Below are 26259 nucleotides of genomic sequence, written 5' to 3'. Positions count from 1 at the left end.
TTGTAAATTTTGAGCCATTAGCTCAGTCGGTAGAGCACCTGACTTTTAATCAGGGTGTCGATGGTTCGAGTCCATCATGGCTCACCAAAATGCGGAAGTAGCTCAGCGGTAGAGCATCGCCTTGCCAAGGCGAGGGCCGCGGGTTCGATCCCCGTCTTCCGCTCCATATATGCGACCGTGGCGGAATGGCAGACGCGCACGTTTGAGGGGCGTGTGGGGTAATCCCGTGGTGGTTCAAGTCCACTCGGTCGCACCATAACTGTGCCCTTAGCTCAGCTGGATAGAGCGTTTGACTACGAATCAAAAGGTCGGGAGTTCGAATCTCTCAGGGCACGCCATATAAAAAGCAAATTGAGGTTTAGATTTGTGAAGTAAAGGGAAGTTTGGGGATATAGCTCAGTTGGTAGAGCACCTGCCTTGCAAGCAGGGGGTCAGCGGTTCGAATCCGCTTATCTCCACCAGATGAGATTCCTCGATAGCTCAGTGGTAGAGCATCCGGCTGTTAACCGGAGGGTCGTAGGTTCGAGCCCTACTCGAGGAGCCAAATGCTTCCATAGCTCAGTCGGTAGAGCGCATCCATGGTAAGGATGAGGTCACCAGTTCGATTCTGGTTGGAAGCTCCAGAATTGTCTCATCAAAGGGAAGAGAAGTCAGTGAGGATGGCGCGTTGGAGAAGTGGCTTAACTCACCGCCCTTTCAAGGCGGCATTCACGGGTTCGAATCCCGTACGCGTCACCAGGAGAATGGAGGCTTAGCTCAGCTGGGAGAGCATCTGCCTTACAAGCAGAGGGTCGGCGGTTCGATCCCGTCAGCCTCCACCATAAAGGATTAAGGAAGGCCGGCTAAAAGTTGTGACATCCATGTCACAACGTCGGCACTCCGACATCCTGTTGTCGCGGGGTGGAGCAGTTGGTAGCTCGTCGGGCTCATAACCCGAAGGTCGCAGGTTCAAGTCCTGTCCCCGCAACCAAATAAGGAGCTGTGGTGTAGTGGCCTAACATGCCCGCCTGTCACGCGGGAGACCGCGGGTTCGAATCCCGTCAGCTCCGCCATTTTTTGTCAAACAACAGGCATGGCTCGGTAGCTCAGTTGGTAGAGCAGAGGACTGAAAATCCTCGTGTCGGCGGTTCGATTCCGTCCCGAGCCACCATTTAATGCCACCTTAGCACAGTCGGTAGTGCGCATCACTCGTAATGATGAGGTCGCCGGTTCGATTCCGGCAGGTGGCTCCATCGGAGGGATACCGAAGCGGTCAAACGGGGCGGACTGTAAATCCGTTGGCTACGCCTTCGAAGGTTCGAATCCTTCTCCCTCCACCATGTTTGTTTCTGGCTCGGTAGCTCAGTTGGTGAGAGCGACGGATTCATAACCCGTAGGTCGGGGGTTCGATTCCCTCTCGAGCCACCAGAAAATTGGGGAGTAGCCAAGTGGTAAGGCAACGGACTTTGACTCCGTCATGCGTAGGTTCGATCCCTACCTCCCCAGCCACGTGCGGTCGTGGCGGAATTGGCAGACGCGCAAGATTCAGGTTCTTGTGGGCGTAAGCTCGTGGAGGTTCAAGTCCTCTCGACCGCACCAGTTTTATATGCCGGCGTGGCGGAATTGGCAGACGCGACGGACTCAAAATCCGTTTCCCGCAAGGGAGTGGGGGTTCAAGTCCCTTCGCCGGCACCATATGTTTCGGAATGTAGCGCAGTTTGGTAGCGCGCACGCTTCGGGAGCGTGAGGTCCAGGGTTCGAATCCCTGCATTCCGACCAGGTATTGGAGAGGTGTCCGAGGGGTCGAAGGAGCACGATTGGAAATCGTGTAGGCGTTAACAGCGTCTCGTGGGTTCGAATCCCACTCTCTCCGCCATATATTATTTTCAACAATGTAACTTATTGTTGCGGGTGTAGTTCAATGGTAGAACTCCAGCCTTCCAAGCTGGTAGCGTGGGTTCGATTCCCATCACCCGCTCCATAGATAAAACGGGAGACCTTATACGGATCTCTCGTTTTTTTCTTTTTCAGAATTTCTTCAGGATCTTCTGAGCTGTCGAGTAGGCTTAATTTTGTAGTGACCACAGTACAAAACAGATTTGATCGTTTTATATCGCATTGTGAATGATGTTTTTACAAAAAATAAAGATATGTGAAGAATAGAAGAGATTATTATATTTCATCCTTGAATTGTTTCTTATTTTGTTTAGGTTTGTTTTGCAAACCTGTTTGAGAGAAAATCAAGTACGTGATATTATAATCCATGTCGCCGCGAGAGAGCGGCACGAAAAAAGATAAAAACTTCCACTTGTTTTGGGCGTTTGAATCTGTTAAGATCATGTTTGTCGCTGCTTTTGGGAAGCACAACGAGTCGTTCTTTGTACCCGAGGGGCACAAGCACCCAAAGGTCACAAGCACCGCTAAGCCACCAAAGGTGGCAGTCGTTCTTTGAAAACTGAATCGTGTAGGGAGCCAGATTGATTCTTAAGGGAATCCCGATTCCTATGGAACGGGATCCATTCACAGAGGTGGCTCCGCTAAGAGCGCCAACGTCCTGTTGGCAACGCGGAGTATATCTAATGAAATCCCGATTCCTGTGGAACGGGATCCATTCACAGTAAGTGCTGAAGCACTAACTGTTCATTGAGAGTTTGATCCTGGCTCAGGACGAACGCTGGCGGCGTGCCTAATACATGCAAGTCGCGCGGGCGGAAAGAGAGCTTGCTCTCTGGAAGCCAGCGGCGGACGGGTGAGTAACACGTGGGTAACCTGCCTGACAGACTGGGATAACGCCTGGAAACGGGTGCTAATACCGGATAATCAGCCTTTAGGCATCTAAGGGTTGTAAAAGGTGCTACGGCATCACTGACAGATGGGCCCGCGGCGCATTAGCTAGTTGGTGGGGTAACGGCTCACCAAGGCGACGATGCGTAGCCGACCTGAGAGGGTGAACGGCCACACTGGGACTGAGACACGGCCCAGACTCCTACGGGAGGCAGCAGTAGGGAATCTTCCACAATGGGCGCAAGCCTGATGGAGCAACGCCGCGTGAGTGAAGAAGGCCTTCGGGTTGTAAAACTCTGTCTTTGGGGACGAATGGCTGAGAGAGGGAATGCTCATGGCGTGACGGTACCCAAGGAGGAAGCCACGGCTAACTACGTGCCAGCAGCCGCGGTAATACGTAGGTGGCAAGCGTTGTCCGGAATTACTGGGCGTAAAGCGCGCGCAGGCGGCCATTTAAGTCTGGGGTGAAAGCCCGGGGCTCAACCCCGGGATGGCCCTGGATACTGGATGGCTTGAGGATCGGAGAGGCAAGGGGAATTCCACGTGTAGCGGTGAAATGCGTAGAGATGTGGAGGAACACCAGTGGCGAAGGCGCCTTGCTGGCCGATAACTGACGCTGAGGCGCGAAAGCGTGGGGAGCAAACAGGATTAGATACCCTGGTAGTCCACGCCGTAAACGATGAGTGCTAGGTGTTGGTGGGGTCCACCCATCAGTGCCGAAGTCAACACAGTAAGCACTCCGCCTGGGGAGTACGGTCGCAAGACTGAAACTCAAAGGAATTGACGGGGGCCCGCACAAGCAGTGGAGCATGTGGTTTAATTCGAAGCAACGCGAAGAACCTTACCAGGGCTTGACATCCCGCTGACCGGTTTAGAGATAGACCTTCCCTTCGGGGCAGCGGAGACAGGTGGTGCATGGTTGTCGTCAGCTCGTGTCGTGAGATGTTGGGTTAAGTCCCGCAACGAGCGCAACCCTTGATCTGTGTTGCCAGCATTGAGTTGGGCACTCACAGGTGACTGCCGGTGACAAACCGGAGGAAGGCGGGGATGACGTCAAATCATCATGCCCCTTATGTCCTGGGCTACACACGTGCTACAATGGGCGGAACAACGGGAAGCGAAGGAGTGATCTGGAGCGAAACCCTGAAAACCGTTCGTAGTTCGGATTGCAGGCTGCAACTCGCCTGCATGAAGCCGGAATTGCTAGTAATCGCGGATCAGCATGCCGCGGTGAATACGTTCCCGGGCCTTGTACACACCGCCCGTCACACCACGAGAGTTGGTAACACCCGAAGTCGGTGAGGGAACCTGAAAGGGAGCCAGCCGCCGAAGGTGGGATCGATGATTGGGGTGAAGTCGTAACAAGGTAGCCGTATCGGAAGGTGCGGCTGGATCACCTCCTTTCTAAGGAGCTCGAAAGAGCACAAGCACGAACACACAGGTTTCCCTACACGATTTGGTTTTGAAGGAACGACAGCCTTCGAGAGAAGGAAGAGTTTCTTCAGGTGGAAAGATTTGAGGGTTGCGGTCGCACATGCCACCGTGATATCAACATCTTCCGTTGAATTTTGTTCTTTGAAAACTGGATAGCGAATATGAGAAACGAAAAATTGCGAGGTAACTCATCTACCCACCAAAGTGAAGTGAAGCGTTGGAGCAACACCGAATACTTTGGCGGGGACCCAAAGAGATTGGGGAGCGAGTATACAATTCACAATTAGCTGGGATACCGAGTAAAACCGATGTAGATGATTAAGCTACAAAGGGCACACGGAGGATGCCTAGGCGCCAGGTGCCGAAGAAGGACGGAGCGAACGCCGAAACGCCTCGGGGAGCCGTACGCAGGCTGAGATCCGGGGATATCCGAATGGGGGAACCCACTGGACGTAATGGTCCAGTACCCGCTGCTGAATCCATAGGCAGCGAGGAGGCAGACCAGGGGAACTGAAACATCTAAGTACCCTGAGGAAAAGAAAACAACAGTGATTCCGTCAGTAGCGGCGAGCGAACGCGGAGAAGCCCAAACCAACCTGCTTGCAGGTTGGGGTTGCGGGGCGTCTCATGAGGAGTTACAAAATGGATGTGTAGGAGAAGCGGTTTGGAAAAGCCCACCGCAGAGGGTGAGAGTCCCGTATCTGAAACAGATCCATCTCCGAGACGGACCCCAAGTACCGCGGGACACGAGGAATCCCGTGGGAATCCGGGAGGACCACCTCCTAAGGCTAAATACAACCTGGCGACCGATAGTGAACCAGTACCGTGAGGGAAAGGTGAAAAGCACCCCGGGAGGGGAGTGAAAAAGAACCTGAAACCGTGTGCCTACAATCAGTCGGAGGACGTTAAAGTCTGACGGCGTGCCTTTTGTAGAATGAACCGGCGAGTTGCGATTGCAGGCGAGGTTAAGCAGAGAATGCGGAGCCGCAGCGAAAGCGCGTCTGAAGAGGGCGAAAGTTTGGAGTCGCAGACCCGAAACCGAGTGATCTACCCCTGGACAGGATGAAGGTGAGGTAACACTTACTGGAGGTCCGAACCCACGCACGTTGAAAAGTGCGGGGATGAGCTGGGGGTAGGGGTGAAATTCCAATCGAACTCGGAGATAGCTGGTTCTCCCCGAAATAGCTTTAGGGCTAGCGTCGAAGTAAGAGTCATGGAGGTAGAGCACTGATTGGGCTAGGGGCCTTCGCGGGTTACCGAACTCAGTCAAACTCCGAATGCCGTTGACTTATTTTCGGCAGTCAGACTACGAGTGCTAAGATCCGTGGTCAAGAGGGAAACAGCCCAGACCATCAGCTAAGGTCCCGAAGTACCGGTTAAGTGGGAAACGATGTGGCGGTGCACAGACAACCAGGATGTTGGCTTAGAAGCAGCCACCATTTAAAGAGTGCGTAATAGCTCACTGGTCGAGTGACGCTGCGCGGAAAATGTAACGGGGCTCAAACCGGACACCGAAGCTATGGATGACAATGTCGTGGTAGGGGAGCGTTCTATGCTCGTGGAAGTCAGACCGGAAGGACTGGTGGAGGGCATAGAAGTGAGAATGCCGGTATAAGTAGCGAAAAGACAAGTGAGAATCTTGTCCACCGAAAGCCTAAGGGTTCCTGGGGAAGGCTCGTCCGCCCAGGGTTAGTCGGGACCTAAGCTGAGGCCGAAAGGCGTAGGCGACGGACAACTGGTGGAAATTCCAGTACCACCGCGCTCGCGTTTGAGCGAAGGGGTGACGCAGGAGGATAGGGAGAGCGGCCTGCTGGAGATGGCCGTGTAAGCAGTGAGGAGGAGGAGTAGGCAAATCCGCTCCTCGTGAGACTGAGCTGTGATGCCGAGGGAAACGGAAGTACCGAAGTCCCTGATTTCACACTGCCAAGAAAAGCCTCTAGTGAGTGAGCCGGTGCCCGTACCGCAAACCGACACAGGTAGGCGAGGAGAGAATCCTCAGGTGCGCGGGAGAACTCTCGTTAAGGAACTCGGCAAAATGGCCCCGTAACTTCGGGAGAAGGGGCGCTCCGGTAGGGTGTCAAAGCCTGAGGGAGCCGCAGTGAAAAGGCCCAAGCGACTGTTTAGCAAAAACACAGGTCTCTGCTAAGCCGAAAGGCGACGTATAGGGGCTGACGCCTGCCCGGTGCTGGAAGGTTAAGGGGAAGGGTTAATGCCGAAAGGTGTGAAGCTTTGAACCGAAGCCCCAGTAAACGGCGGCCGTAACTATAACGGTCCTAAGGTAGCGAAATTCCTTGTCAGGTAAGTTCTGACCCGCACGAATGGCGTAACGACTTGGGCGCTGTCTCAACGAGAGACCCGGTGAAATTGTAATACCTGTGAAGATGCAGGTTACCCGCGGCAAGACGGAAAGACCCCGTGGAGCTTGACTGTAGCTTGATATGGGAGATGGGTACATCATGTACAGGATAGGTGGGAGACATCGAAGCTTGGGCGCCAGCCTAGGTGGAGTCGACGTTGGGATACCACCCTTGAGGTATTGATCTTCTAACTCGTCACCTTGAAGCAGGTGAGAGGACAGTGTCAGGTGGGCAGTTTGACTGGGGCGGTCGCCTCCTAAAGAGTAACGGAGGCGCCCAAGGGTTCCCTCAGCGCGGATGGAAATCGCGCTTTGAGTGCAAAGGCAAAAGGGAGCTTGACTGCGAGAGGGACAACTCGAGCAGGGACGAAAGTCGGGCTTAGTGATCCGGCGGTGCCGAGTGGAAGGGCCGTCGCTCAACGGATAAAAGCTACCCCGGGGATAACAGGCTTATCTCCCCCAAGAGTCCACATCGACGGGGAGGTTTGGCACCTCGATGTCGGCTCATCGCATCCTGGGGCTGAAGTAGGTCCCAAGGGTTGGGCTGTTCGCCCATTAAAGCGGTACGCGAGCTGGGTTCAGAACGTCGTGAGACAGTTCGGTCCCTATCTGCCGCGGGCGCAGGAAGTTTGAGAGGAGTTGTCCTTAGTACGAGAGGACCGGGATGAACCGACCGCTGGTGTCTCAGTTGTGGTGCCAACTGCAACGCTGAGTAGCCAAGTCGGGACGGGATAAGCGCTGAAAGCATCTAAGCGCGAAGCCCCCCTCAAGATCAGACTTCCCACATGGAGAACATGGTAAGATCCCCTGAAGAAGACAGGGTAGATAGGCTGGGTGTGGAAGTGCCGTGAGGCATGGAGCTGACCAGTACTAATCGATCGAGGGCTTAATCCATCATGGATTCCCATGCGCCACTCATATTCGCATCTAGTTTTCAGGGAGCAACCCTGAATAAAGAAAGAGGAAGTTCGACCAGGAACTGTGACATCCTGTCACAACGTCGAGCGACTTGCATCCCTGCGAGTCTAGTGACAATAGCGGAGAGGACCCACCCGTACCCATCCCGAACACGGAAGTTAAGCTCTCCAGCGCCGATGGTACTTGGGCATAAGCCCTGGGAGAGTAGGTCGTTGCTAGGCGAAAAAACACCTAAATCTATTGATTTAGGTGTTTTTTCTTGCAACTTAGATTCCATAAATAGCGCAAGAAAATGCACCGTGTCTTTATCCTAAAAGACCCCGTTGAACAGGTCACGCCAGCATACAATGATTCGGGTATCCCACGATAGAGAAGCGAGTTTTGGCTTGGGGAGGAATTTGGCTGAGAGATGAAAGATTGCGTAAACTCATCCCGTTGAAAAAAATGAGATAGATAAAGGAAACGGGGCTTGTACTCGTTTCCTTTTTTATGTTTTCCTTGATTTTAGATAGGCCGTTACTTCATCCCGATTGTGAAAAAGCTGCTTTACCTGCAGCGTTTCGTACGCTGGCTGTAGAAGTTTAAGCACTTCCTGAATGGTTTTTCGTATTTTTTTCTGCAGCAACTTGATGGTCAGAATGACGATGCCGTTTTTTTGCAGTGAGGGTTCCAGCTTAACAAGAATTTTTGCCGTGTTTTGGGGAGACCAACTCATGTCACACGTCAATATATCAAATGAGTTGGCTGGAAAATCGGTATCTGACGCATTTTCACGGACAAAGGTCAAGTGGGGATGGTCCATCAAACTGCTGTCCAACAGACTTGTATCAACCGCTGTTACATGTAATCCTTGATCAAGTAGAAAACTGGTCCAACCTCCTGGTGAAGCCCCAAGATCCAGAGCGTTTTTAAAAGTGTGGATGGGAATGCCAAACGTTAAGCAGGCCTCTTCCAATTTGAAACGGGAACGGGACAGTTGGTTTTCCTGTCTTTGAAAACGAATGGCACCGCCGGGCCAGTCGGACAAATTTTCCTGTGCCTGTGAGATGCCAAAATATGCAATGTGTTCTCCCATAAGAATGGAAATTACAAAATCCGGTTGCTGAATGGAAGGAGAATACCCATTTTCCGTTAAAATAGGATCGAGCGCTTCCTTCATCCCATACTTAGTATACCCGTAATTAACACCAGGATGACGGCGAACTTGCACGGCAACTTTGGATGTTGGGGGAATTCGGTTCATTTGATCCTTTACTGCTTGGATGAGTTTTAAAAAGTCATCTTTGCTCCGATCAATGTCAATCTGCAGGTCGACGGGTTGAATATGCCGAGTAAAAATCGGCTTACTGCGCTGAATCGTTTCACTGAACAATGAAAAAGGGAGGTTACTCTTGATTAGAAAAACTCCAGGTTGCAGCCCGTTTCGTCCGGTCAGCGTGGAATCGATTTTTTTTAATTCATCAAATGCGTATACTTCATAACCGGGGGAACTGGTTGCAATGATTTCCTGCATCGTGAAACAACACCTTTCTTTGTGTATGGATAGTAAGAGCAGGGCATGGACGATTCGCAGAGGAATTCAAATGTATTAAATGTTGATACAGCTTTTTGTTTAGTTTTGATTGTATTTTATCATTGAGCAATCGAGCCAAACGTGATATTATAAGACCTGTTCTGATCATAACGGATTGACATTAGATTCACAACTGTGTTACTTTTAAAAAGTCGTCCTCTGAGCCATTAGCTCAGTCGGTAGAGCACCTGACTTTTAATCAGGGTGTCGATGGTTCGAGTCCATCATGGCTCACCAAAATGCGGAAGTAGCTCAGCGGTAGAGCATCGCCTTGCCAAGGCGAGGGCCGCGGGTTCGATCCCCGTCTTCCGCTCCATATATGCGACCGTGGCGGAATGGCAGACGCGCACGTTTGAGGGGCGTGTGGGGTAATCCCGTGGTGGTTCAAGTCCACTCGGTCGCACCATAACTGTGCCCTTAGCTCAGCTGGATAGAGCGTTTGACTACGAATCAAAAGGTCGGGAGTTCGAATCTCTCAGGGCACGCCATATGAAAAGCAAATTGAGGTTTAGATTTGTGAAGTAAAGGGAAGTTTGGGGATATAGCTCAGTTGGTAGAGCACCTGCCTTGCAAGCAGGGGGTCAGCGGTTCGAATCCGCTTATCTCCACCAGATGAGATTCCTCGATAGCTCAGTGGTAGAGCATCCGGCTGTTAACCGGAGGGTCGTAGGTTCGAGCCCTACTCGAGGAGCCAAGTGCTTCCATAGCTCAGTCGGTAGAGCGCATCCATGGTAAGGATGAGGTCACCAGTTCGATTCTGGTTGGAAGCTCCAGAATTGTCTCATCAAAGGGAAGAGAAGTCAGTGAGGATGGCGCGTTGGAGAAGTGGCTTAACTCACCGCCCTTTCAAGGCGGCATTCACGGGTTCGAATCCCGTACGCGTCACCAGGAGAATGGAGGCTTAGCTCAGCTGGGAGAGCATCTGCCTTACAAGCAGAGGGTCGGCGGTTCGATCCCGTCAGCCTCCACCATAAAGGATTAAGGAAGGCCGGCTAAAAGCTGTGACATCCATGTCACAACGTCGGCACTCCGACATCCTGTTGTCGCGGGGTGGAGCAGTTGGTAGCTCGTCGGGCTCATAACCCGAAGGTCGCAGGTTCAAGTCCTGTCCCCGCAACCAAATAAGGAGCTGTGGTGTAGTGGCCTAACATGCCCGCCTGTCACGCGGGAGACCGCGGGTTCGAATCCCGTCAGCTCCGCCATTACTAAAGAAGCATATCATCGCTGATGGGTGCGTCGGCACCAAACGTCACGTCCTGCGACGGTGCCGACACTAGGCCTTCCATGGCCGTCGGCCCACGATGAGTATGCTTCTTTCTTTGACATCACGGGTTCGTTGGAGCGACGCTCGCACTTGTTTCACACTAACTCTACAATCACTAGATCCTGCTCTTCGCGTAAATTGATGAAGCGGTTACTGACTTGAATTGTAGGGCAATTCGGGGATGCAGGAGAAACCCAGGCTACTGTCCCGGTTGTTCCATCCGATAACTTGACTTCGGTGCCAATTAAAAGACCGGTCATGTTCTTCAGAAGATTTCACTAATGGAGGTATCCAGGGAACCGAATTGCTGTTGAGAAATAATTTCCATTGCTTCAAAAGGGGTTAGATTGTCTCGATAAATCCGATCCGAAACGTCAGCTGTTTTTTGGACCAGCTCATATCCATAGACCGTGTGTTTCCTCATTACGGCCATTTCTTCTGCGGTTAAACGTTCCGGTTTGTTCAAAATGTCTGTTGGCACTTTCGCCTTGCCAATATCATGCAAAAATCCGCTGATAACAAGATCGGTTGTTTCCGCCATCGAAAGTTTCATCCATTTACCGATTAGTCCGGAAATCATTCCGACATGAATCGAATGTTCATATGTATATCGATCTTTCGAACGCAGCTTGGACAGATGTACAGGATGGAGGGGGCATTATATAAATAGCTGACAAGTGGAAAAGCCAGGGACTCCACATTCTGCATCGGGAGGTTGTCTTGTTCAGACACCTGCTCGAATATCGATTTTATCGCGGTTGTCGCATGTTCAAATATTATATTGTATTCTGTACCGGGAGATTGCTCGGGGCGGGAAACGGATACGGCCACGATCGAATTGTTTTCTAAATGGAGAATGTCCGTATCGGTCAACACACACCCTTTTTTTAGCAAAAATATGCCACGATCATTGAATACATCGGAAAGCAGTACATCTCCAGGTTGCAAATCCGACAGGTGAAGCTACATGATAAAATCTCTCCTTTAGTTAAGGCTCATTTACATTACAACTAAAATACATAGAGAAGAAAATCAAAGATGGGTTCGGATTGACAAAACGGTCTGATTTCAGTACTGTAAATAGAGAGCCGAGTGTATTCTTTAGCCCAGTTGAGAACATAAGAGTGGAGCAGAGCCGAGAGAAAGCATGATCTTGTTGATCCAAGACCGGTTTCTTTTGAGGCTGGTCTTTTCTGTTTGTTTTAATTCAGCAGAGATGAGAGGAGTCGAGAAACATGATCGCGATGATTGACAACTATGATTCATTTACGTACAACCTGGTACAGTATGTCAGGGAGTTAGGGCAGGAAGTGAAAACATTCCGCAATGATACGGTGACGTTACAGCAACTTGCTGAACTGCCAATCACTCATTTGATTGTATCCCCAGGACCTTGCACTCCGAATGAAGCAGGAATTTCTATGGAAGCGATCCAATTTTTTGCAGGGAAAGTGCCAGTTTTGGGCGTCTGTTTAGGGCATCAATCGATCGGTCAGGTATTTGGGGGAAAGATTGTAAAAGCAAAACAAATGATGCATGGGAAAACATCGCTCATTCACCATAATGGAGAAGGCGTTTTTGCTGGATTGCCAAATCCGTTTCGGGCCACTCGCTATCATTCGCTGGTGATCCAGCCGGAAAGTATGCCGAATTGTTTGGAAGTGACGGCAAGATCGGAAGACGGCGAGATCATGGGTATCAGGCATCGCGAATACGCGGTGACGGGCGTGCAATTTCACCCGGAGAGTATCCTTACGGAAAGCGGCAAACAACTGATTGCAAACTTTTTGGAACAACGTGAGAGGGTCATCGCATGAAAACGATAAACAGCCAAATCCGTGTTTGTTCATATGAGAAAATTTATCCCCGAACAACAGAAGCATTTGACGTATTCCAGAAGCTGCATGCCAAATACGGTTCCACCTGCGCGTTTCTGCTTGATTCTGTCACCGACCTGAAAAGTCGCTACTGTGCCTCAATGATCGGCCTGTTTCCAGTGATTACCTGTAAATTAAAAGGCCATCACCTTGTGTTGGAAGGGAATTCCGCATTAACGCCCAAAATCACCGAAAATTTGCAGGCAAACGGATATATGCTGCCAGAGTTTGAAGGTCCGTTGCCGCCAGTTTTGGATACGATCCGGAACAGTTTTGAACTGATGAACAGCAATCAGCTAAAGCCGTATTCGTTTGGCTTTATCGGATATTTTGCCTATGACGCGATCCGCTATTTCGAGCAAATTCCTCACACCACGCACGATGACAGGGAACTGCCTGATATCCTGCTGCAGATCCATCAAGTGATTTTACATTTTGAGTCAGGTCAGATTCGTGTGATTATAAACGAAATTGAGGGAGTCGATACGCCGGATTTTGCGGAGATCGAATCGTTTTTGTCAGCAGAAAAACCGCCTGCTTTACAACCGTTTGATCCTGCAAAGCTGGTTGTGGAAGAGGATGTCAATCAACTGGATTATATAGAACGGGTGCGAAAGGCAAAAGAGTACATCCGCGAAGGGGACATCTTCCAGGTCGTCCTGTCCAAACGGGACCGGGTCGTGGGAGAGATTAATCCGCTGTTGGTCTACCAACGATTAAAAGAAGTCAACCCTTCTCCTTATATGTTTTATGTGGATTACAGCGATTTTCGGGTATTTGGCGCGAGTCCGGAATTGCAGATTCTGCTCGAAAACGGCATCGCCCAAATGAGACCGATTGCCGGTACGACAAAGGGAAAAGGAAAAACGGACAGCGAGAACCAAGTGTTGATTGATAATTTATTAAATGATGAGAAAGAGAAGGCGGAGCACTTGATGTTAGTCGATCTCTGCCGGAACGACCTGGGGCGGGTTTGTGAAGCCGGTTCGGTACAGGTTAAAAAGTTTATGTCGGTGGAAGAGTATTCCCATGTATTTCATATCGTTTCTACGGTAGAGGGAAAAGTGGAGCCGGATGTATCTCCGTTTGACGTATTTCTGTCCACCTTTCCGGCGGGTACGCTTTCGGGAGCCCCGAAAGTGCGGGCAATGGAAATCATCGATGAGCTGGAGACTCTCACACGAGGTATATACGGCGGCGTGATTGGGTTTATCGATTTTTTGGGAAATATGAATACGGCGATTGTAATTCGCACGATCATCCATAAGGACGGCGTCTCCTATATGCAGGCCGGTGCTGGTATTGTAGCTGATTCCATACCGGAAAACGAGTGGAACGAATGCAACCATAAGCTAGGCGCTTTACGGACGACCGTTTTTTCCTGATTGTATGCCACTCTATTCATTGTGGGAAGCTAAGCTCGCGAGGTGATTCTTCGTGAAGCGGACAGCTTCCCTTTTTTCTCCTATATTAATCGGGTGTTTGGTGCTAGGGGCAACGACAGGCGTATGGCCGTGGAATTCGCAGATTGTAATCGATAAATCGCAACACCGTTTGACATATTACACGTTTTCCATTCCGGTTCGAACTTTTTCAATAGCCACGGGGAAAACGGGAAGCGAGACACCGGAAGGCATGTTTCCTGTTGTTATGCTTGTCAAACAACCGTGGTATCTGAAAAAAAACATACCTGGAGGGGATCCGAAAAATCCGCTTGGTTCCAGATGGATTGGCCTGCAAGTGGGAGATACGGACGGATCCAAATACGGGATACACGGCACGAATGACCCGACATCGATCGGAAAAGACCGTTCTGAAGGATGCATCCGAATGAAAAATGAGGATGTAAACTGGTTGTATCAACATGTTCAACTTGGTACGTGGGTCATCATTCGTTCATAAAATGTTGAAACTCACGATCATGAAAGTCAACTCACAACCATCCAATATGTTATAATCTAAACTAGAGTAAAATAGACTTAATATGGACTTTTCGATATAAGGATGGTTTACGAATGGAAAAGAGAAAACAAACAAGGACGAAAAAGCGGTCGCGCACAATGCGCGGACTGTTGTATACAGTGCTTTTCTTTATGGTGATGGTGTTGGCAGGAGCCGGTTATTACGCGTACTCGTTCTACAGTTTCGCACGGGATATTTCAACGCCAAGCGACAAATTGGCGGCGACTGACAGTTGGACGGGAACCGAACGGGTAAACATACTTTTGCTTGGTGTGGATGCGCGTGCAGGAGATCTGCACCCCCGTTCCGATACGATGATGCTTGTGAGTATAGATCCGCAAACCAAAAAAGCTTCCTTGTTTTCGATTATGCGGGATACCTATTTTGATATACCGGGCTACGGGCGTCGTAAAATTAACGAAGCCAATGCGTTGGGCGGTCCTGACTTGGCTGTCAAAACAGTTTCGAATTATTTGCAGTTGCCGGTCCATTATTACGTGCAGACCGATTTTAATGGATTTGCGGACATTGTAGATGAATTAGGCGGAGTCGACCTTTATGTGGATGAAGACATGTATTGGTACGATGATGGGATTCATGACATCAATCTGAAAAAAGGGCAACAGCATTTGGACGGCAAAAAAGCGTTAATGTATGTCCGGTTCCGGCACGACGCACAATCGGATTATGGAAGAACGGAACGGCAACGTACACTTTTGAAAGCAGTCGCATCGAAAATGGAAAGCACGAATTCATTGGTAAAATTGCCGGAAATCCTAGATTCGATTAAGGGCGACATCAAAACGAACATGATGTTAAGCGACATGCTAAAACTTGGCAGCTTGGCTTACAGCATCAATGCATCCCAGATTGATTCGATCCAGTTGCCGCCGCTGCATGATTCTACGAATACAAAATTGGCGCTGTTCGAAACGACTCGTGGCGGTGCAGATGTAATTATCCCTGATGTTTATGAAACGCGGTTATTGGTGCATAAAACGTTAAATGACGGCAAACTTGTTGTGCGCAACCCGGCCGATCAGGAGCCGATGGTCGATGAAGCCGCGCCTGTACAGACGGCCACTCCGGCCAGTGACGCCAATAACCAGGATGGAAAGTTGAAAAACACGAAACCGATTGCGGAAGGAAACAAAACAGACCCATCAAAGAACGGCTCTTCGACTGGAACAGGAACCACGAAGCAGCCCTCTACTGGTAACGGATCCACAGATAAAGCACCAGGAACTTCTCCGAATACAGGGGGTAAAACCCCACCCGGCAGCACAGGGGGAACGACGGGCAACGATGGAAGAACCACACCGAACGGGTCTACGCCAGGCAGCGGTACTACGCCAAGTGGAGAGCGCAGAACGCCAGAACCACCGACAGTGTCTCCATCTTCCAATCTGACTGAGAAAGAGCCTGTCTTAACAAGTCCGAATGTGGTGAAACCTACTTCGTAAGAAACAAATGCACATTTTCCAGGAGTCTCTCGTGAGACTCTTTTTTACACTATAGGAAAGTATAACTTTGAAGCGTGCGATATAGAGGAAGGCCGACTAAAAGCGCGACATCCGTGTCGGTCGACGAAAACGCAACGTCCATGTTGCATCGTCGACACTAGACCGTCCATGGTCGTCGCAACGTCGGCATCAGCGCATCCATGCGTTAGACAACTTGGCTTCGCCTGCGCTTAAGCTTGGCGAAGCCAAGTTTTCTTTATTGCGGGAAGCACGCGGACAGGCTATCATAACTTATAGGAATTTTGCGAGATGAGTTCGATTGTGTTTTCTATAAGGAGGCCCTTGTTTAGATGTGGAAAGTTCGGACGGCCATATTGGCAGCAAAGATTACAAAATGGGGATTATCTATCATGGGCCGCAAAGGAACGACACTTCCAGGAGCCATTGCGCTCCGTATTTGTCCCAATTTGCTTGATTTTTACGGGAATCAACTGTCTGGTCGCATTGCGTTTGTAACCGGAACGAATGGAAAGACAACGACCAGCAATCTGTTGACCGCTTTTTTACGGGCAGACGGACGTGATGTGATTTCCAATTCATTAGGGGCCAACCTGATACAGGGAATTGTGGCTGCTTTAATCGAGGGCGTTTCATTGCAAAAAAAACAGTCTGTCGTGTTAGAGGTGGATGAGGCAACGATCGGGAAAGTGGTGGGGCCTTTAAAGCCGACCGTGATTGTGGTAACGAACTTTTTTCGTGATCAGATGGATCGGTATGGGGAAGTGGATACGGTCGTAAATATGGTTGGACAAGCGCTGCAGCTTGCGGCAGGAGACACCACAGTTGTTTTAAACGCGGATGATCCGTTGGTAGCTTCCATCGCACCGGCAGGAAAGAACGTCCGCTATTTTGGCATTCAGTCCATCACCATGCAAATGGATGATCAAGGGGAAGTGCGCGACGGCAAATTTTGCAGAAAATGTGGTTCCTCGCTTCAGTACAGGTACTATCATTATGGACAACTGGGCGTTTACGAGTGTCCAGGTTGCGACTTTCGCCGACCGATTCCCGATCAGGCGGCCGAGCACGTGCAGCTCTGTGATGACCGGATTGAATTCCAGTTGGATGGGGAACGCGGTGTTTTAAATTCGCCGGCGTTTTACAATGTATATAACGCGCTGGCTGCGATAACGGCGGCGAAACTGCTGGGTGTAAAGCCAAACGTGATTCGCCAGGAAATGCAAAATCTGAACACCGGTCTCGGCCGGATGGAAAAAATCGTGGTCAACGGCCATCAGCAGGTGATGTTGGCACTCGTGAAAAATCCGACCGGCTGCAACCAGGTCCTGAAAGTGGTCAGCCAATTCAGTAAACCGCTGGATTTGATTTTGATATTGAATGACCGATATGCAGACGGTACAGATGTGTCGTGGATTTGGGACACTCATCTGGAGCGGCTTTCCGAGCAGAAAAAACTGAGGCGGATTGTAACAGCGGGAACACGCGCCTACGATATGGCAGTACGCTGCAAATATGCCGGACTGGAAGCCCTCACCACGGTCCAGGAAGGCGACTTGGAAGCGGTTGATCGGGCATTGGAGCAGTTGCCGGAAGATCATACGTTGTTCATTATGTCCACCTACACGTCGCTCTACGCGGTGCGGGATCATCTTCTGAGAAAGGGACGTGAGTCGGTTGAAGCTTAAAATCGGTTATTTGTATCCCGACTTGTTAGAGGTTTACAGCGACCGTGGGAATGTCACAGTCCTGCAAAAACGGTCTGAATGGAGAGGAATCGAGTGTCAGGTTGACCGTATAACGATTGGTGATCAGAGGGATCTATCCGACTATGATTTGCTTTTTTCGGGCGGCGGAGAGGACAGGGAGCAGCTGTTGGTGGCGGAAGATCTTCTGCGGAAAAGAGAGTCTCTTTTTCAGGCGGTGGCGTCTGGCACAGTGGTTTTTACAATTTGCGGGAGTTATCAGTTGCTTGGACATTATTTTGAGACGATTGGCGGGAAAAAGATTGAAGGGGTCGGGTTATTGGATCTGTACACGATAGGCGGATCGAAACGTTTGGTTGGCAATTCGGTCTGTGAAACGGAACTGGTCGGCAAAGTGCACACTCTTGTAGGATACGAGAACCATTCAGGCAGAACGTATTTGGGCGATTCTACGCCTGCCTTGGCATCCGTGGTGGCGGGGCAGGGCAATAATGGCGGGGACGGCAAGGAAGGGGCAGCGAAAGGCAGCGTTTTCGGAACCTATCTGCACGGGCCGATTTTATCGAAAAATCCGTTCTTTGCGGATCATCTGTTGCAATTGGCGTTGGCACGCCGCACGGATAAGCCCGTTCTACCGCTTCTGGATGACACTTGGGAGATGGCCGCACACACACATATTGTCCAACAATATAGCGGAGTGAGCCGCAGATAAACTAAGGTTTTGACAAGCCAGAAAGGATTTTGTTTCAAAATTGGCCGGTTTTCAGATTGCGAATCGGTACCGAGCATGATAGACTAACACTTGTCGCTGCTAACGATATGTGTTAGGCGAACAGACAGAGTAGAAGTAAGGCCAGGCTCGGTAGCTCAGTTGGTGAGAGCGACGGATTCATAACCCGTAGGTCGGGGGTTCGATTCCCTCTCGAGCCACCAGATTTTCTTGCTTGTTCATTACGGAGTGATGGCCGAGTAGGTCGAAGGCGCTCGCCTGCTAAGCGAGTATACGGGGATAACCCGTATCGAGGGTTCGAATCCCTCTCACTCCGCCAGTAAAAAAGAGGGTGTCCCGAAAGCCTGGCTTAGGGACACCCTCTTTTTTGGAAAAAATAACAAGAAAACCGTTCTCTTTGGTATAATTTAGTCACCACAACCAACTAACCAAAGAAAGGAACGGTTTTCTTATGTATGTTCAGTATAACATGGATCATCCAATGGATCGTGAAATCCTCATTCCCAACCAACATCTTAGCCGCATTGTCCATACCGCTGTGGAAAAGATGGACCCCAATATCCTGAACCAACTCTTTCCCGGTGGGGGCCGCCTTCTTTTCATCCTAAAATGATGTTACTAAAATGATGTTAAAAGTTATTCTTTACGCCTATGCCAACCGAATCTACTTTTCTCGCTAAATTGCTAAACAACTGGGCGAAAATATTTATTTCATGTCTATCGAGGCCGTTGACAAGGAACAGACGGAGGCATGGAAGGAACAGGTCGGTCGTGTGGAAAACATGACCTATGACGAGGAGCTAGATGAGTGGATTTGTGCCAACCAAAAACGACTCACGTTCCAATATGAAAAATACAAGCAAAGAAAGATAGACGTGGAACCTGTCTTTGACCAAATCAAATACAATCGCGGGTTTGACCGTTTTTCCCTAAGAGGCCTATCCAAAAACACCACGGATTGGGGTCTTATTTGCATTGCCCATAATCTGAAAAAATGGGAAGGACATACCCAAAAGAAACTCAAAAAGTGTAAAGAATAGAGTCAAAAACCTTCATAACATCTACTTAACCCCATTTTTATCCAACGAATTAAGAGAAAAGAAAAAGGCTGCTCCCAAGAAATCCGTTTTTACCGACCTTTTGGGACAGCCTCTTTTTTGTACGGTTTAATTCTCAAGCCCGAAATTTTTCCACGGCCCGCGCCAAGCGGTTCACGCCGGTGCTCAACTGCTCTTCGTTCGAGTGTGTGTAATTCATCCGAAGTTTATTTTTCTTGGGAGAGTTAACGAAGAATTCGGTGCCGGGTACAAAAGCAACGCCTTCCTGTACCGCCAATCGCAGCAGTTCCTCCGTGTTCCAGTTGGCCGGAAACTCCACCCACAGAAACATACCGCCCTCCGGTTGGTTCCAGCGGATGTCATCCCATTGCTGTTCGGCCAACAATTGGGTCATCAATCGCATTCTTTTAAAATAATGCTTCCTGATTTGTTCGATATGTAAATTCAAATCGAAATCCAGCAGCAATTGATAGAGCGCTTGCTGATCAAGCGAACTGGAATGCAAGTCGGCAGCTTGCTTGGCGTAGGTCATTGCTTTAATCACTTCAGGCGCCCCCACCACCCAGCCGGTACGCAGTGCGGGTACAACGGTTTTGGAAAATGTGCTGGTATAAACGACGGTTCCTCTATTGGAGGGATCTTCCAAAGAGTAAATAGACGGATATTTTTTTTCCGGGTGAAATTGAATGTCACCGTACGGATCGTCTTCCAGTATCAAAATATTGCGGCTGCGACAAGCGTCTAACAACTGCTGGCGCCGTTCGACACTCCAAACCTTTCCTTCCGGGTTTGAGAAAGTAGGCGTCACATAGACCATCTTGACAGGATATTGATCCAATTTCGCGAGTAAATCTTGAGGAACCATACCCTCTGCATCGCTTTCCACGGCGACCACTTGAACGTTTTGGTAACGGAATACCTGCAGGGCGGCCAGATAGGTCGGATCTTCGACCAGAAGTACATCTCCCGGCTCCATGTATACACGAGTAAGCAGATCGATTGCCTGTTGGGAACCGGTTGTCAGGAGCATGTCCTCCGGTTTGGCGACGATCCCTTTTGTTTTCATGCGTTCGCATATTTTCTCGCGCAGCGGTGTGTATCCTTCCGTTATGCTGTACTGCAGTGCTTGCGGTCCTTGCCGAAACACTTTTTCAAACGCATTTTGCAAGGCGGATACAGGGAACAGTTCTTCTGCAGGGAGTCCGCCGGCAAATGAGATAACCGATTTGCCTTGTGTCAATTTTAGAATTTCCCGCACAGCGGAAGGTTGCACATGCTTCGCTGTTGCGGTAAGCTGATACTCCATGGGAAACACTCCTTAGAGACTCATATTTCGCAATTGTATTACGAAAATTTTAATATGTAAACATGATATACTATTGCCGTCAGCAAATTCAATGGAGTGGACAGCATGATTCATACCCTATGCGTGTTGAACGATGGAAACGTCTTGTATAACGTGCCGCTGGAGCAAATGGACACTTATTCACCCAAGTGGTTTTGGGTGGAATTTTCACAGCCTACGGAGCAGGAAATTCTGTATTTGTCCAGCTATTTTTCGTTTCACCATCTGGCGATCGAAGACTGCCTGCATTTGCTGCAACGACCAAAGCTGGATGACTATGGGGAGTATCGTTTTCTGGTACTGCATGCTTTCTCCCAGCCCCAAACGCGCCCGGAAGAAGTAAACTTGTTTGTGTCAGACCGGTATATCGTGTCTTTTCACATGCAGGTGAACGAGGATCTTACGCATATTAAGGAATACTATCAGACAAATCCATCACTGGTCGAGAAAGGGATGGAATATTTGTTGTATTCCATCATAGACCGCTTGGTGGACCAGTATTTTCCCCTGCTCCATCAAATTGACGACGAGCTGGATCGATTGGAATCCGCTTATTTTTTGCGGCCGACCGAGAAGATGATCAATCGGGTATTTGAAATACGGAAAGAGCTGCTCGCCTTGCGAAGAACATTCGACCCCTGTCGCGATGTGATCAACCAAATCCTGCATCCGGAAGAGGAGAAGTGGAAGCCGCAGCACCGCCTTTTTTTCCGGGATATTTACGACCATCTTACGAAGTTGTTGGAGATGACTGATACATACAGGCAAATCGGGAATGATTTGATTGAAAGCTATGCGATGCTCAATTCACAGCGGATCAATCGGGTGATGATGACGCTGACCGTGATCACCACCATTTTTATGCCGTTGTCTTTCCTCGCAGCTCTTTATGGGATGAATTTTGTCAATATGCCGGAATTGCACTGGCGATACGGGTATTATGCGGTACTGATACTGATGGGGATTACGGCAACAGGAATGGTGGTCTGGTTTAAACGAAAAGGGTGGTTTTAAAAACTGCGGCGGACCCGTGAACGTACCAAACATGAACAATGCATCTTGTACATTCGAATAGGGCGTGTGCCCTGCGGTTTCTGTTGTATTCCGGCAAAGATCAAGGACACATCCATATAATGTACAAAAGACTATTGAAGTACGTTAATGTGTCCGCCGTAGAAAAAAAGAGGTGTGTTATGTACGATGTGATCGTAATTGGAGGGGGGCCAGCCGGCTTAATGGCCTCCATATCCGCCGCTTCGCAAGGAGCGAACGTATTGCTGCTTGACAAAGGGGACAAGCTGGGCCGCAAATTGGCGATTTCCGGCGGCGGACGTTGCAATGTTACAAATAATAAGGAACTGGATGAGCTGATCGAAAACATCCCCGGTAATGGGCGGTTTTTGTACAGTTCATTTGCTGTTTTTAACAACCGGGACATCATTCGTTTTTTCGAGGGGCTGGGCATTCGTTTAAAAGAGGAAGACCGAGGACGTATGTTTCCCGTATCCAACAAGGCAAAAGATGTTGTGGATGCTCTGGTTTGCAAGGTGAGAGAGACGGGTGTCGAAATTCGTGTTTTGTCTCCTGTCGATTCGCTCCGTTTTGAAAACGGACAAGTAACGGGGGTGCGGCTGCGATCAGGTGAATTGATTGATGCCCGCAACGTGATTGTGGCGGTCGGAGGCAAGGCGGTCCCCCATACCGGTTCAACGGGAGATGGTTATGAATGGGCGAGGCAGGCGGGGCACACCATTACGGAGCTGTATCCGACAGAAGTGCCTATCACCTTACAGGACGAATTTATCAAAAAGCGGCTTTTGCAGGGATTGTCTTTACGAAATATTCATTTAGCTGTTTATAATGAAAAAGGGAAGAAGAAGAGCGAACAGGAAGGAGACATGATTTTTACCCATTTTGGCATCTCAGGTCCGGCTGCGCTGCGCTGCAGCCAGTTTGTGGTGAAAGAGCTGCAGAAGACGGATCGGCCGGTTGTGTTCATGTCGATAGACCTGTTTCCCGGTCAACGTGCGGAGCAGATTTTGAATTCGATATATGCCATGGCAAAACATGAGCCGAGAAAAGCGATCAAAAATGTGCTGAAAGGATACGTGCCTGAACGGCTGGTCCCCATTTTACTGGATATGGCCGAGCTGCAGGCGGATGTGACTTTCGCCCATCTGCCGAAATCGCCTCTGGAAAAATTGGCTCAGCTGCTGAAACGGTTTCCTCTGCAGGCAACCGGCACTTTGCCGATTGAAGAAGCGTTTGTCACTGGCGGCGGTGTGTCTTTAAAGGAAATTGACCCGAAGACCATGCAGTCAAAACGGATGGCGGGGCTGTTTTTCTGCGGCGAAATTTTAGATGTGCACGGCTATACCGGGGGGTATAATATTACGGCCGCTTTCAGCACGGGGTACACGGCGGGGAAAAGTGCGGCCGAACGTGTAAGTAAGGAGAGGGAACCGGTTTGAATGCGAGAGATTTTGCTATGTTGTTATCGTTGGCAGCTTTGTGGGGAGCCTCCTTCCTCTTTATGAGAATTGCAACCCCTGCGGTTGGACCTTTTGTTACTTCAGATCTGCGTGTGTTATTGGCAGGGGCGGTTTTATGGATCTATGCCGCACTCATTAAAAATCAACCGAAACTAGGGCAGTATTGGAAAGAATATTTCATTCTGGGCCTTATAAATGCAGCGATTCCTTTTGCATTCATTTCAGCAGCTGAAATGAACTTAAATGCTTCTTTGGCCGCGATTCTGAATGCAACGACGCCTCTGTTTACGGCACTTGTTGCATGGGGATGGACAAAAGAACCGTTAAACTGGAAAAAGGTTATGGGTTTGCTAATCGGGGTGGCGGGCGTATCTATACTTACCGGATGGAGTCCTGTGCCGATAGGGAATAAAATCGTTTATTCGGTTGGGTTTTCTTTGCTGGCAGCCTTGTCCTACGGGTTTGGCGGCATCTATGCTTCTCGCAAATTTAAAGGTGTAAAACCGCTTGATCTGGCAATTGGACAACAATTGGGCGCAGGCGTGATTCTTCTGCCATTCTCCATTGCAACGATCCCGAACAAAGTACCGCCAGCCGAAGTCCTCTATTCGATCGCAGGGCTATCCATCCTATGTACTTCCATCGCCTATCTATTCTATTTTCGCTTAATCAATAATGTGGGAGCGGTTAAAACATTGAGTGTGACGTTTTTGGTTCCGATCTTTGGGGTGATCTGGGGGAGTATTTTTCTGCATGAATCGATTTATCTGAACACGCTTGTTGGAATGATTGTGATTTTCTTAAGTATCACGCTTGTTACCAATCTATTGCCTCTGAAAACAAAGAACAATTCTGCGTAGAACAAAAACCGCGTCTATCGACGCGGTTCCTTCATTATTCACCGGCAGCGAGCTGTTCGTATGCGGCCACAACCCGTTCCCATTCGGCATCATCTTCAATGTCGATCAGGTATTCTTCGCCTTCTTCATCTGTTTCCACGCGCAGAATAACGGCTTCGCCTTCTTCCTGATCATGCGGAACTAAAATCGCGTAGCTGTTTCCTTCCAGTTCCATTACGTCAGCTACAATAAACTCATGATCAACGCCCTCATCATCTGTCAAAACGATGACAGCCTGTTCATGGTCATGGTCGCAATCGGGACCGTGAACATGGTTCTTATCAGCCACTGGGCAATCCCTCATCTCTTTTCAAATTAATTCTCGGTTCATCATAACATGGCAAATCTTGCTGCGTCAAACAGACGTGAGCTCAAGGACCGACGGCCCTTATTTTGTCAGTTGCTTCAGCCGCCGCCGCTTTTTCTGTCCGGGCCAGGAACCGGAACTCCATTCACTCTGCTTGAAATACAGTTGGACAATAAGGTGGTGACCGATTGCAACAGTTCGTCGACGCTCACACAGGATTCTTTAAACGCAACCACTTCTGGATATTGGTCCAATTCGTCCATTACATCTTGGACAGACTGTTCCAACTGTTTTAAATGGGGCCCTTCGCCATAGGAAGACAGTTTCTCCAATTCTTCCTGCATGCTTCGCAGTTTGTTCAGCAGCGATTTGATTTCCGGATTGGATTCCATCTGTTCTTTCTTTTCTTTATAGGAAGAGACTTCGGGGGATTCGGCAATCAGACTCCCCAGTTCAAACGCGCGTCCCCAAATTTCGTTCGGGTCAACCATTCTCCTTACCTCCTGCGTCTGCTTATCGTAACCATAATACGTGAAGGAACCACGGACATTCTTAAAGAGTATACCAAATCTTCCATGTTGTTACCAGTCAAAGAAAGTTCACTTGACTTGTGAATCGAATTGTTTTTATTCTATATGGGAATAGATAGAGTGGAAGGAGGCGTCAAACATGTGGGGTCTCTTAGCGTTTACAGCCGCACTTTTTTGGTTGTTGGCCATGTGTTCGAACATTACGGCGGAGAAATTTAACAAAGCGATCAAAAAGCAGCACGAGCAGTGGGAGAAGTAATGGAACTGCAGGGAGACTCCCTGCTCTTTTTCTGAAGGGTCGGGGGTGAGCCGTCGTGCAGCCGCTGTTCAAATTTCCAAAAGCGGGCCATTATGCTTTTTTTTATGAAACAGCTCATTTGATGTTGATCAGTTGGGAGCGGGACGACAAAAAGGAGTTGTACCGAATCTCCGGCCAGCAGGGGGAAACCATTTCGCTTGATTTCCCGGGGGAGCTTTACACGGATCGTGTGATGGATATGATCAGCCGTATTTTTTTTATCAACGTGCAGGAAGCTTCGGAAGAGAAAAGATATACGTTGGGCGCCTACTTCACGCGACATTCACACGCATATGCCGTTTATTATGAACGGGATGCGGCGGCTGGCGAATTGATCTTTTTTCGGGTCATCGATGAGGGAACCGGTTACGGATTGGACGTGGTCGAGGATCCGGCAGAGTATCAAGCGGTTGCTGCAGAAATTGAAGAGCGTTACGGCGGGTTTCTACAATTTCATTAAAATCAATTCTTACATAACTTGAATCTGCCTATTGTTGAAACAGATCGAATTCTTGTGTTACCATGGTGTAGAAATTTTGCCGAACGGAAGGTGAGGTCATCACATGAAAAAAGCACTGATTTTGACCGATGTTCAAGAAGATTTTCTTGGAGAATTAGGAAACATCGACTATATTGTCCGCCTCTGCCAGCAGTATATCGATCAAAATGCCGACAGTTATGATTTGATCATTACAACCACATGGAAACATGAAGACAATGAAGGACAAGACACCTTGTTGCTGAAACATCCGAAAGCAAAGCGTGTCGAGAAAAGAACTTACACAGCTTTTAATGAGGAAACGAAAGCACTGCTGGAACAGCATCAAATTGAGCTTGTCCATCTTGGCGGCATGGATGCCGAGCTGGCTGTCCTGGCGACCATGTTCAGCCTGCTTGATAACGGATACAAAGTACAAATTCTGGAGCCGCTGTTGGTTTCCTATCATGCGCGCAACTGGGAAGCCACGATGGTGATCAAAAACGCGATTGGCGAAGAAAATCTGCTGCATGTTGGCGGCGACCGAGTTTGGATGTAAGTCCCAATCATTACACTTATTGACGGGTGTGATGACCTGCCTGCCCGGCCAAAATAAAGTTACCATTTTGGCGCAGGGGGGATTCCAGTGTCTTGGGTGTATTGGGCAGGGCTATATGACAGTAAATTTGAGGCCTACTGCGCTGTGATGTGGGTAGAGGGCGACAAACGCATTTATGGGACGCATCCACCGCGTGAAGTGGAATTATACCGGACACGTAGGGGAAAAT

General features: G+C 49.3%; 16 protein-coding genes, 34 tRNA genes, 3 rRNA genes and 2 pseudogenes. 50 read left to right on the top strand and 5 right to left on the bottom strand.

The genetic code is table 11. The features are described from left to right. Nucleotides 1-11: 11 nt before the first annotated feature. From skT53_RS06070 to rrf, 24 genes are all read left to right on the top strand, one after another. Nucleotides 12-87: transfer RNA gene (locus skT53_RS06070), tRNA-Lys, on the top strand. Nucleotides 88-91: 4 nt separating this feature from the next. Continuing rightward, nucleotides 92-166 (top strand) — tRNA-Gly (locus tag skT53_RS06065). A gap of 5 nt (nucleotides 167-171) precedes the next feature. Beyond that, nucleotides 172-256, top strand: a tRNA-Leu gene (locus skT53_RS06060). Nucleotides 257-261: 5 nt separating this feature from the next. Then, nucleotides 262-338: transfer RNA gene (locus skT53_RS06055), tRNA-Arg, on the top strand. A gap of 47 nt (nucleotides 339-385) precedes the next feature. Continuing rightward, nucleotides 386-461, top strand: a tRNA-Ala gene (locus skT53_RS06050). A gap of 8 nt (nucleotides 462-469) precedes the next feature. Further along, nucleotides 470-544: transfer RNA gene (locus skT53_RS06045), tRNA-Asn, on the top strand. A 3-nt stretch (nucleotides 545-547) separates the two neighbouring features. Then, nucleotides 548-623: transfer RNA gene (locus skT53_RS06040), tRNA-Thr, on the top strand. Between the two features lie 38 nt (nucleotides 624-661). Next, nucleotides 662-738 (top strand) — tRNA-Glu (locus skT53_RS06035). 7 nt (nucleotides 739-745) lie between these two features. Then, nucleotides 746-821: transfer RNA gene (locus tag skT53_RS06030), tRNA-Val, on the top strand. A gap of 73 nt (nucleotides 822-894) precedes the next feature. Next, nucleotides 895-970: transfer RNA gene (locus skT53_RS06025), tRNA-Met, on the top strand. 5 nt (nucleotides 971-975) lie between these two features. Then, a tRNA-Asp gene (locus skT53_RS06020) sits at nucleotides 976-1052 on the top strand. A 22-nt stretch (nucleotides 1053-1074) separates the two neighbouring features. Continuing rightward, nucleotides 1075-1150 (top strand) — tRNA-Phe (locus skT53_RS06015). 6 nt (nucleotides 1151-1156) lie between these two features. Further along, nucleotides 1157-1232: transfer RNA gene (locus skT53_RS06010), tRNA-Thr, on the top strand. A gap of 2 nt (nucleotides 1233-1234) precedes the next feature. After that, nucleotides 1235-1319 (top strand) — tRNA-Tyr (locus tag skT53_RS06005). A gap of 11 nt (nucleotides 1320-1330) precedes the next feature. Further along, a tRNA-Met gene (locus skT53_RS06000) sits at nucleotides 1331-1407 on the top strand. Nucleotides 1408-1413: 6 nt separating this feature from the next. Then, nucleotides 1414-1488, top strand: a tRNA-Gln gene (locus tag skT53_RS05995). Between the two features lie 3 nt (nucleotides 1489-1491). Continuing rightward, nucleotides 1492-1578: transfer RNA gene (locus skT53_RS05990), tRNA-Leu, on the top strand. 9 nt (nucleotides 1579-1587) lie between these two features. Then, nucleotides 1588-1674, top strand: a tRNA-Leu gene (locus tag skT53_RS05985). A 7-nt stretch (nucleotides 1675-1681) separates the two neighbouring features. Beyond that, nucleotides 1682-1758: transfer RNA gene (locus skT53_RS05980), tRNA-Pro, on the top strand. Nucleotides 1759-1764: 6 nt separating this feature from the next. Beyond that, a tRNA-Ser gene (locus skT53_RS05975) sits at nucleotides 1765-1855 on the top strand. Nucleotides 1856-1886: 31 nt separating this feature from the next. Then, a tRNA-Gly gene (locus skT53_RS05970) sits at nucleotides 1887-1960 on the top strand. 658 nt (nucleotides 1961-2618) lie between these two features. Then, nucleotides 2619-4167: ribosomal RNA gene (locus tag skT53_RS05965) — 16S ribosomal RNA — on the top strand. A 346-nt stretch (nucleotides 4168-4513) separates the two neighbouring features. After that, a 23S ribosomal RNA gene (locus skT53_RS05960) occupies nucleotides 4514-7447 on the top strand. A gap of 130 nt (nucleotides 7448-7577) precedes the next feature. Then, nucleotides 7578-7692, top strand: a 5S ribosomal RNA gene (rrf, locus tag skT53_RS05955). Together the 16S, 23S and 5S rRNA genes form the textbook arrangement of a ribosomal RNA operon. A gap of 266 nt (nucleotides 7693-7958) precedes the next feature. Here the strand turns inward: rrf and skT53_RS05950 are convergent. Further along, nucleotides 7959-8984, bottom strand: coding sequence for an SAM-dependent methyltransferase (locus tag skT53_RS05950; protein ID WP_200760223.1), 1026 nt, complete (start codon nucleotides 8982-8984; stop codon nucleotides 7959-7961). Between the two features lie 221 nt (nucleotides 8985-9205). Between skT53_RS05950 and skT53_RS05945 the strand changes: the two genes are divergently transcribed. From skT53_RS05945 to skT53_RS05895, 11 genes are all read left to right on the top strand, one after another. Continuing rightward, nucleotides 9206-9281, top strand: a tRNA-Lys gene (locus skT53_RS05945). Between the two features lie 4 nt (nucleotides 9282-9285). Then, nucleotides 9286-9360: transfer RNA gene (locus skT53_RS05940), tRNA-Gly, on the top strand. Nucleotides 9361-9365: 5 nt separating this feature from the next. Beyond that, a tRNA-Leu gene (locus skT53_RS05935) sits at nucleotides 9366-9450 on the top strand. A gap of 5 nt (nucleotides 9451-9455) precedes the next feature. Beyond that, a tRNA-Arg gene (locus tag skT53_RS05930) sits at nucleotides 9456-9532 on the top strand. Between the two features lie 47 nt (nucleotides 9533-9579). Beyond that, a tRNA-Ala gene (locus skT53_RS05925) sits at nucleotides 9580-9655 on the top strand. Nucleotides 9656-9663: 8 nt separating this feature from the next. Then, nucleotides 9664-9738, top strand: a tRNA-Asn gene (locus skT53_RS05920). A 3-nt stretch (nucleotides 9739-9741) separates the two neighbouring features. Then, nucleotides 9742-9817: transfer RNA gene (locus skT53_RS05915), tRNA-Thr, on the top strand. Between the two features lie 38 nt (nucleotides 9818-9855). Then, a tRNA-Glu gene (locus tag skT53_RS05910) sits at nucleotides 9856-9932 on the top strand. Nucleotides 9933-9939: 7 nt separating this feature from the next. Further along, nucleotides 9940-10015: transfer RNA gene (locus tag skT53_RS05905), tRNA-Val, on the top strand. Nucleotides 10016-10088: 73 nt separating this feature from the next. Then, nucleotides 10089-10164, top strand: a tRNA-Met gene (locus skT53_RS05900). A 5-nt stretch (nucleotides 10165-10169) separates the two neighbouring features. Continuing rightward, nucleotides 10170-10246 (top strand) — tRNA-Asp (locus skT53_RS05895). 327 nt (nucleotides 10247-10573) lie between these two features. Here skT53_RS05895 and skT53_RS05890 read toward each other — a convergent pair. After that, nucleotides 10574-10936 (bottom strand): HD-GYP domain-containing protein, encoded by a 363-nt coding sequence (locus skT53_RS05890; RefSeq protein ID WP_264176016.1) that lies wholly within the window; start codon nucleotides 10934-10936, stop codon nucleotides 10574-10576. A 607-nt stretch (nucleotides 10937-11543) separates the two neighbouring features. On the opposite strand from skT53_RS05890, the gene skT53_RS05885 reads away from it, so the two are divergent. The 10 genes and pseudogenes from skT53_RS05885 to skT53_RS18445 form a co-directional block, all read left to right on the top strand. After that, entirely contained in the window at nucleotides 11544-12125 is a 582-nt protein-coding gene (locus tag skT53_RS05885; RefSeq protein WP_200760221.1) for an anthranilate synthase component II, read from the top strand. Next, nucleotides 12122-13570: an anthranilate synthase component I family protein gene (locus skT53_RS05880; protein WP_200760220.1), complete on the top strand. Its 1449-nt coding sequence runs from the start codon at nucleotides 12122-12124 to the stop codon at nucleotides 13568-13570. The genes skT53_RS05885 and skT53_RS05880 overlap by 4 nt, the downstream gene beginning before the upstream one ends. A gap of 52 nt (nucleotides 13571-13622) precedes the next feature. After that, the gene (locus tag skT53_RS05875) at nucleotides 13623-14087 is read left to right on the top strand and encodes a L,D-transpeptidase (protein ID WP_226375355.1); all 465 of its coding nucleotides are present in this window, start codon (nucleotides 13623-13625) and stop codon (nucleotides 14085-14087) included. 113 nt (nucleotides 14088-14200) lie between these two features. Further along, nucleotides 14201-15610 (top strand): LCP family protein, encoded by a 1410-nt coding sequence (locus skT53_RS05870; protein WP_226375354.1) that lies wholly within the window; start codon nucleotides 14201-14203, stop codon nucleotides 15608-15610. A 350-nt stretch (nucleotides 15611-15960) separates the two neighbouring features. Further along, nucleotides 15961-17316 carry a MurT ligase domain-containing protein gene (locus skT53_RS05865; RefSeq protein ID WP_200760219.1) on the top strand — a complete coding sequence of 452 codons (1356 nt, stop codon included), beginning with the start codon at nucleotides 15961-15963 and terminating at the stop codon, nucleotides 17314-17316. After that, nucleotides 17297-18046: a type 1 glutamine amidotransferase gene (locus skT53_RS05860; protein ID WP_200760218.1), complete on the top strand. Its 750-nt coding sequence runs from the start codon at nucleotides 17297-17299 to the stop codon at nucleotides 18044-18046. Before skT53_RS05865 ends, skT53_RS05860 begins: the two co-directional genes overlap by 20 nt. Before the next feature lie 144 nt (nucleotides 18047-18190). Next, nucleotides 18191-18267: transfer RNA gene (locus skT53_RS05855), tRNA-Met, on the top strand. 22 nt (nucleotides 18268-18289) lie between these two features. Then, nucleotides 18290-18383: transfer RNA gene (locus skT53_RS05850), tRNA-Ser, on the top strand. A 132-nt stretch (nucleotides 18384-18515) separates the two neighbouring features. Further along, nucleotides 18516-18741: pseudogene (locus tag skT53_RS19305) on the top strand (IS5/IS1182 family transposase); the annotation flags it as partial. Nucleotides 18742-18774: 33 nt separating this feature from the next. Continuing rightward, a pseudogene (locus skT53_RS18445) lies at nucleotides 18775-19104 on the top strand (transposase); the annotation flags it as partial. A gap of 133 nt (nucleotides 19105-19237) precedes the next feature. On the opposite strand, the gene skT53_RS05840 reads toward skT53_RS18445, so the two are convergent. Next, nucleotides 19238-20428, bottom strand: a complete 1191-nt coding sequence (locus skT53_RS05840; RefSeq protein ID WP_200760217.1) for an aminotransferase-like domain-containing protein — start codon at nucleotides 20426-20428, stop codon at nucleotides 19238-19240. Between the two features lie 105 nt (nucleotides 20429-20533). On the opposite strand from skT53_RS05840, the gene corA reads away from it, so the two are divergent. From corA to skT53_RS05825, 3 genes are all read left to right on the top strand, one after another. After that, nucleotides 20534-21481, top strand: a complete 948-nt coding sequence (corA, locus tag skT53_RS05835) for a magnesium/cobalt transporter CorA (protein ID WP_200760216.1) — start codon at nucleotides 20534-20536, stop codon at nucleotides 21479-21481. Between the two features lie 179 nt (nucleotides 21482-21660). After that, on the top strand, nucleotides 21661-22938 hold the full coding sequence (locus skT53_RS05830; protein WP_226375353.1) for a BaiN/RdsA family NAD(P)/FAD-dependent oxidoreductase: 1278 nt from the start codon (nucleotides 21661-21663) through the stop codon (nucleotides 22936-22938). Next, nucleotides 22935-23819, top strand: coding sequence for a DMT family transporter (locus skT53_RS05825; RefSeq protein WP_200760214.1), 885 nt, complete (start codon nucleotides 22935-22937; stop codon nucleotides 23817-23819). The genes skT53_RS05830 and skT53_RS05825 overlap by 4 nt, the downstream gene beginning before the upstream one ends. 34 nt (nucleotides 23820-23853) lie before the next feature. On the opposite strand, the gene skT53_RS05820 is transcribed toward skT53_RS05825, so the two are convergent. Together skT53_RS05820 and skT53_RS05815 are read right to left on the bottom strand one after the other, a co-directional pair. Then, on the bottom strand, nucleotides 23854-24147 hold the full coding sequence (locus skT53_RS05820) for a DUF1292 domain-containing protein (protein WP_226375352.1): 294 nt from the start codon (nucleotides 24145-24147) through the stop codon (nucleotides 23854-23856). A 116-nt stretch (nucleotides 24148-24263) separates the two neighbouring features. Continuing rightward, a complete protein-coding gene (locus skT53_RS05815) occupies nucleotides 24264-24656 on the bottom strand; it encodes a YlbF/YmcA family competence regulator (RefSeq protein WP_200760212.1) in 393 nt (130 codons plus the stop codon). 353 nt (nucleotides 24657-25009) lie between these two features. On the opposite strand from skT53_RS05815, the gene skT53_RS05810 reads away from it, so the two are divergent. After that, nucleotides 25010-25453: a hypothetical protein gene (locus tag skT53_RS05810; protein WP_200760211.1), complete on the top strand. Its 444-nt coding sequence runs from the start codon at nucleotides 25010-25012 to the stop codon at nucleotides 25451-25453. A 103-nt stretch (nucleotides 25454-25556) separates the two neighbouring features. Next, a complete protein-coding gene (locus skT53_RS05805) occupies nucleotides 25557-26030 on the top strand; it encodes a cysteine hydrolase family protein (RefSeq protein ID WP_200760210.1) in 474 nt (157 codons plus the stop codon). The last annotated feature ends 229 nt before the right edge of the window (nucleotides 26031-26259 follow it).

The organism is Effusibacillus dendaii, from assembly GCF_015097055.1.
Classification (GTDB): domain Bacteria; phylum Bacillota; class Bacilli; order Tumebacillales; family Effusibacillaceae; genus Effusibacillus; species Effusibacillus dendaii.
Note: the sequence above shows the minus strand (reverse complement) of the source record. Positions and strands in the feature narration are given on the sequence as shown.

Coding starts and splice junctions, on each gene's coding strand:
- skT53_RS05865 (WP_200760219.1), top strand. CDS start 15,961: ATGTGGAAAGTTCGGACGGCCATATTGGCAGCAAAGATTACAAAATGG.
- skT53_RS05840 (WP_200760217.1), bottom strand. CDS start 20,428: ATGGAGTATCAGCTTACCGCAACAGCGAAGCATGTGCAACCTTCCGCT.
- skT53_RS05950 (WP_200760223.1), bottom strand. CDS start 8,984: ATGCAGGAAATCATTGCAACCAGTTCCCCCGGTTATGAAGTATACGCA.
- skT53_RS05815 (WP_200760212.1), bottom strand. CDS start 24,656: ATGGTTGACCCGAACGAAATTTGGGGACGCGCGTTTGAACTGGGGAGT.
- skT53_RS05880 (WP_200760220.1), top strand. CDS start 12,122: ATGAAAACGATAAACAGCCAAATCCGTGTTTGTTCATATGAGAAAATT.
- skT53_RS05885 (WP_200760221.1), top strand. CDS start 11,544: ATGATCGCGATGATTGACAACTATGATTCATTTACGTACAACCTGGTA.
- skT53_RS05805 (WP_200760210.1), top strand. CDS start 25,557: ATGAAAAAAGCACTGATTTTGACCGATGTTCAAGAAGATTTTCTTGGA.
- skT53_RS05830 (WP_226375353.1), top strand. CDS start 21,661: ATGTACGATGTGATCGTAATTGGAGGGGGGCCAGCCGGCTTAATGGCC.
- corA (WP_200760216.1), top strand. CDS start 20,534: ATGATTCATACCCTATGCGTGTTGAACGATGGAAACGTCTTGTATAAC.
- skT53_RS05870 (WP_226375354.1), top strand. CDS start 14,201: ATGGAAAAGAGAAAACAAACAAGGACGAAAAAGCGGTCGCGCACAATG.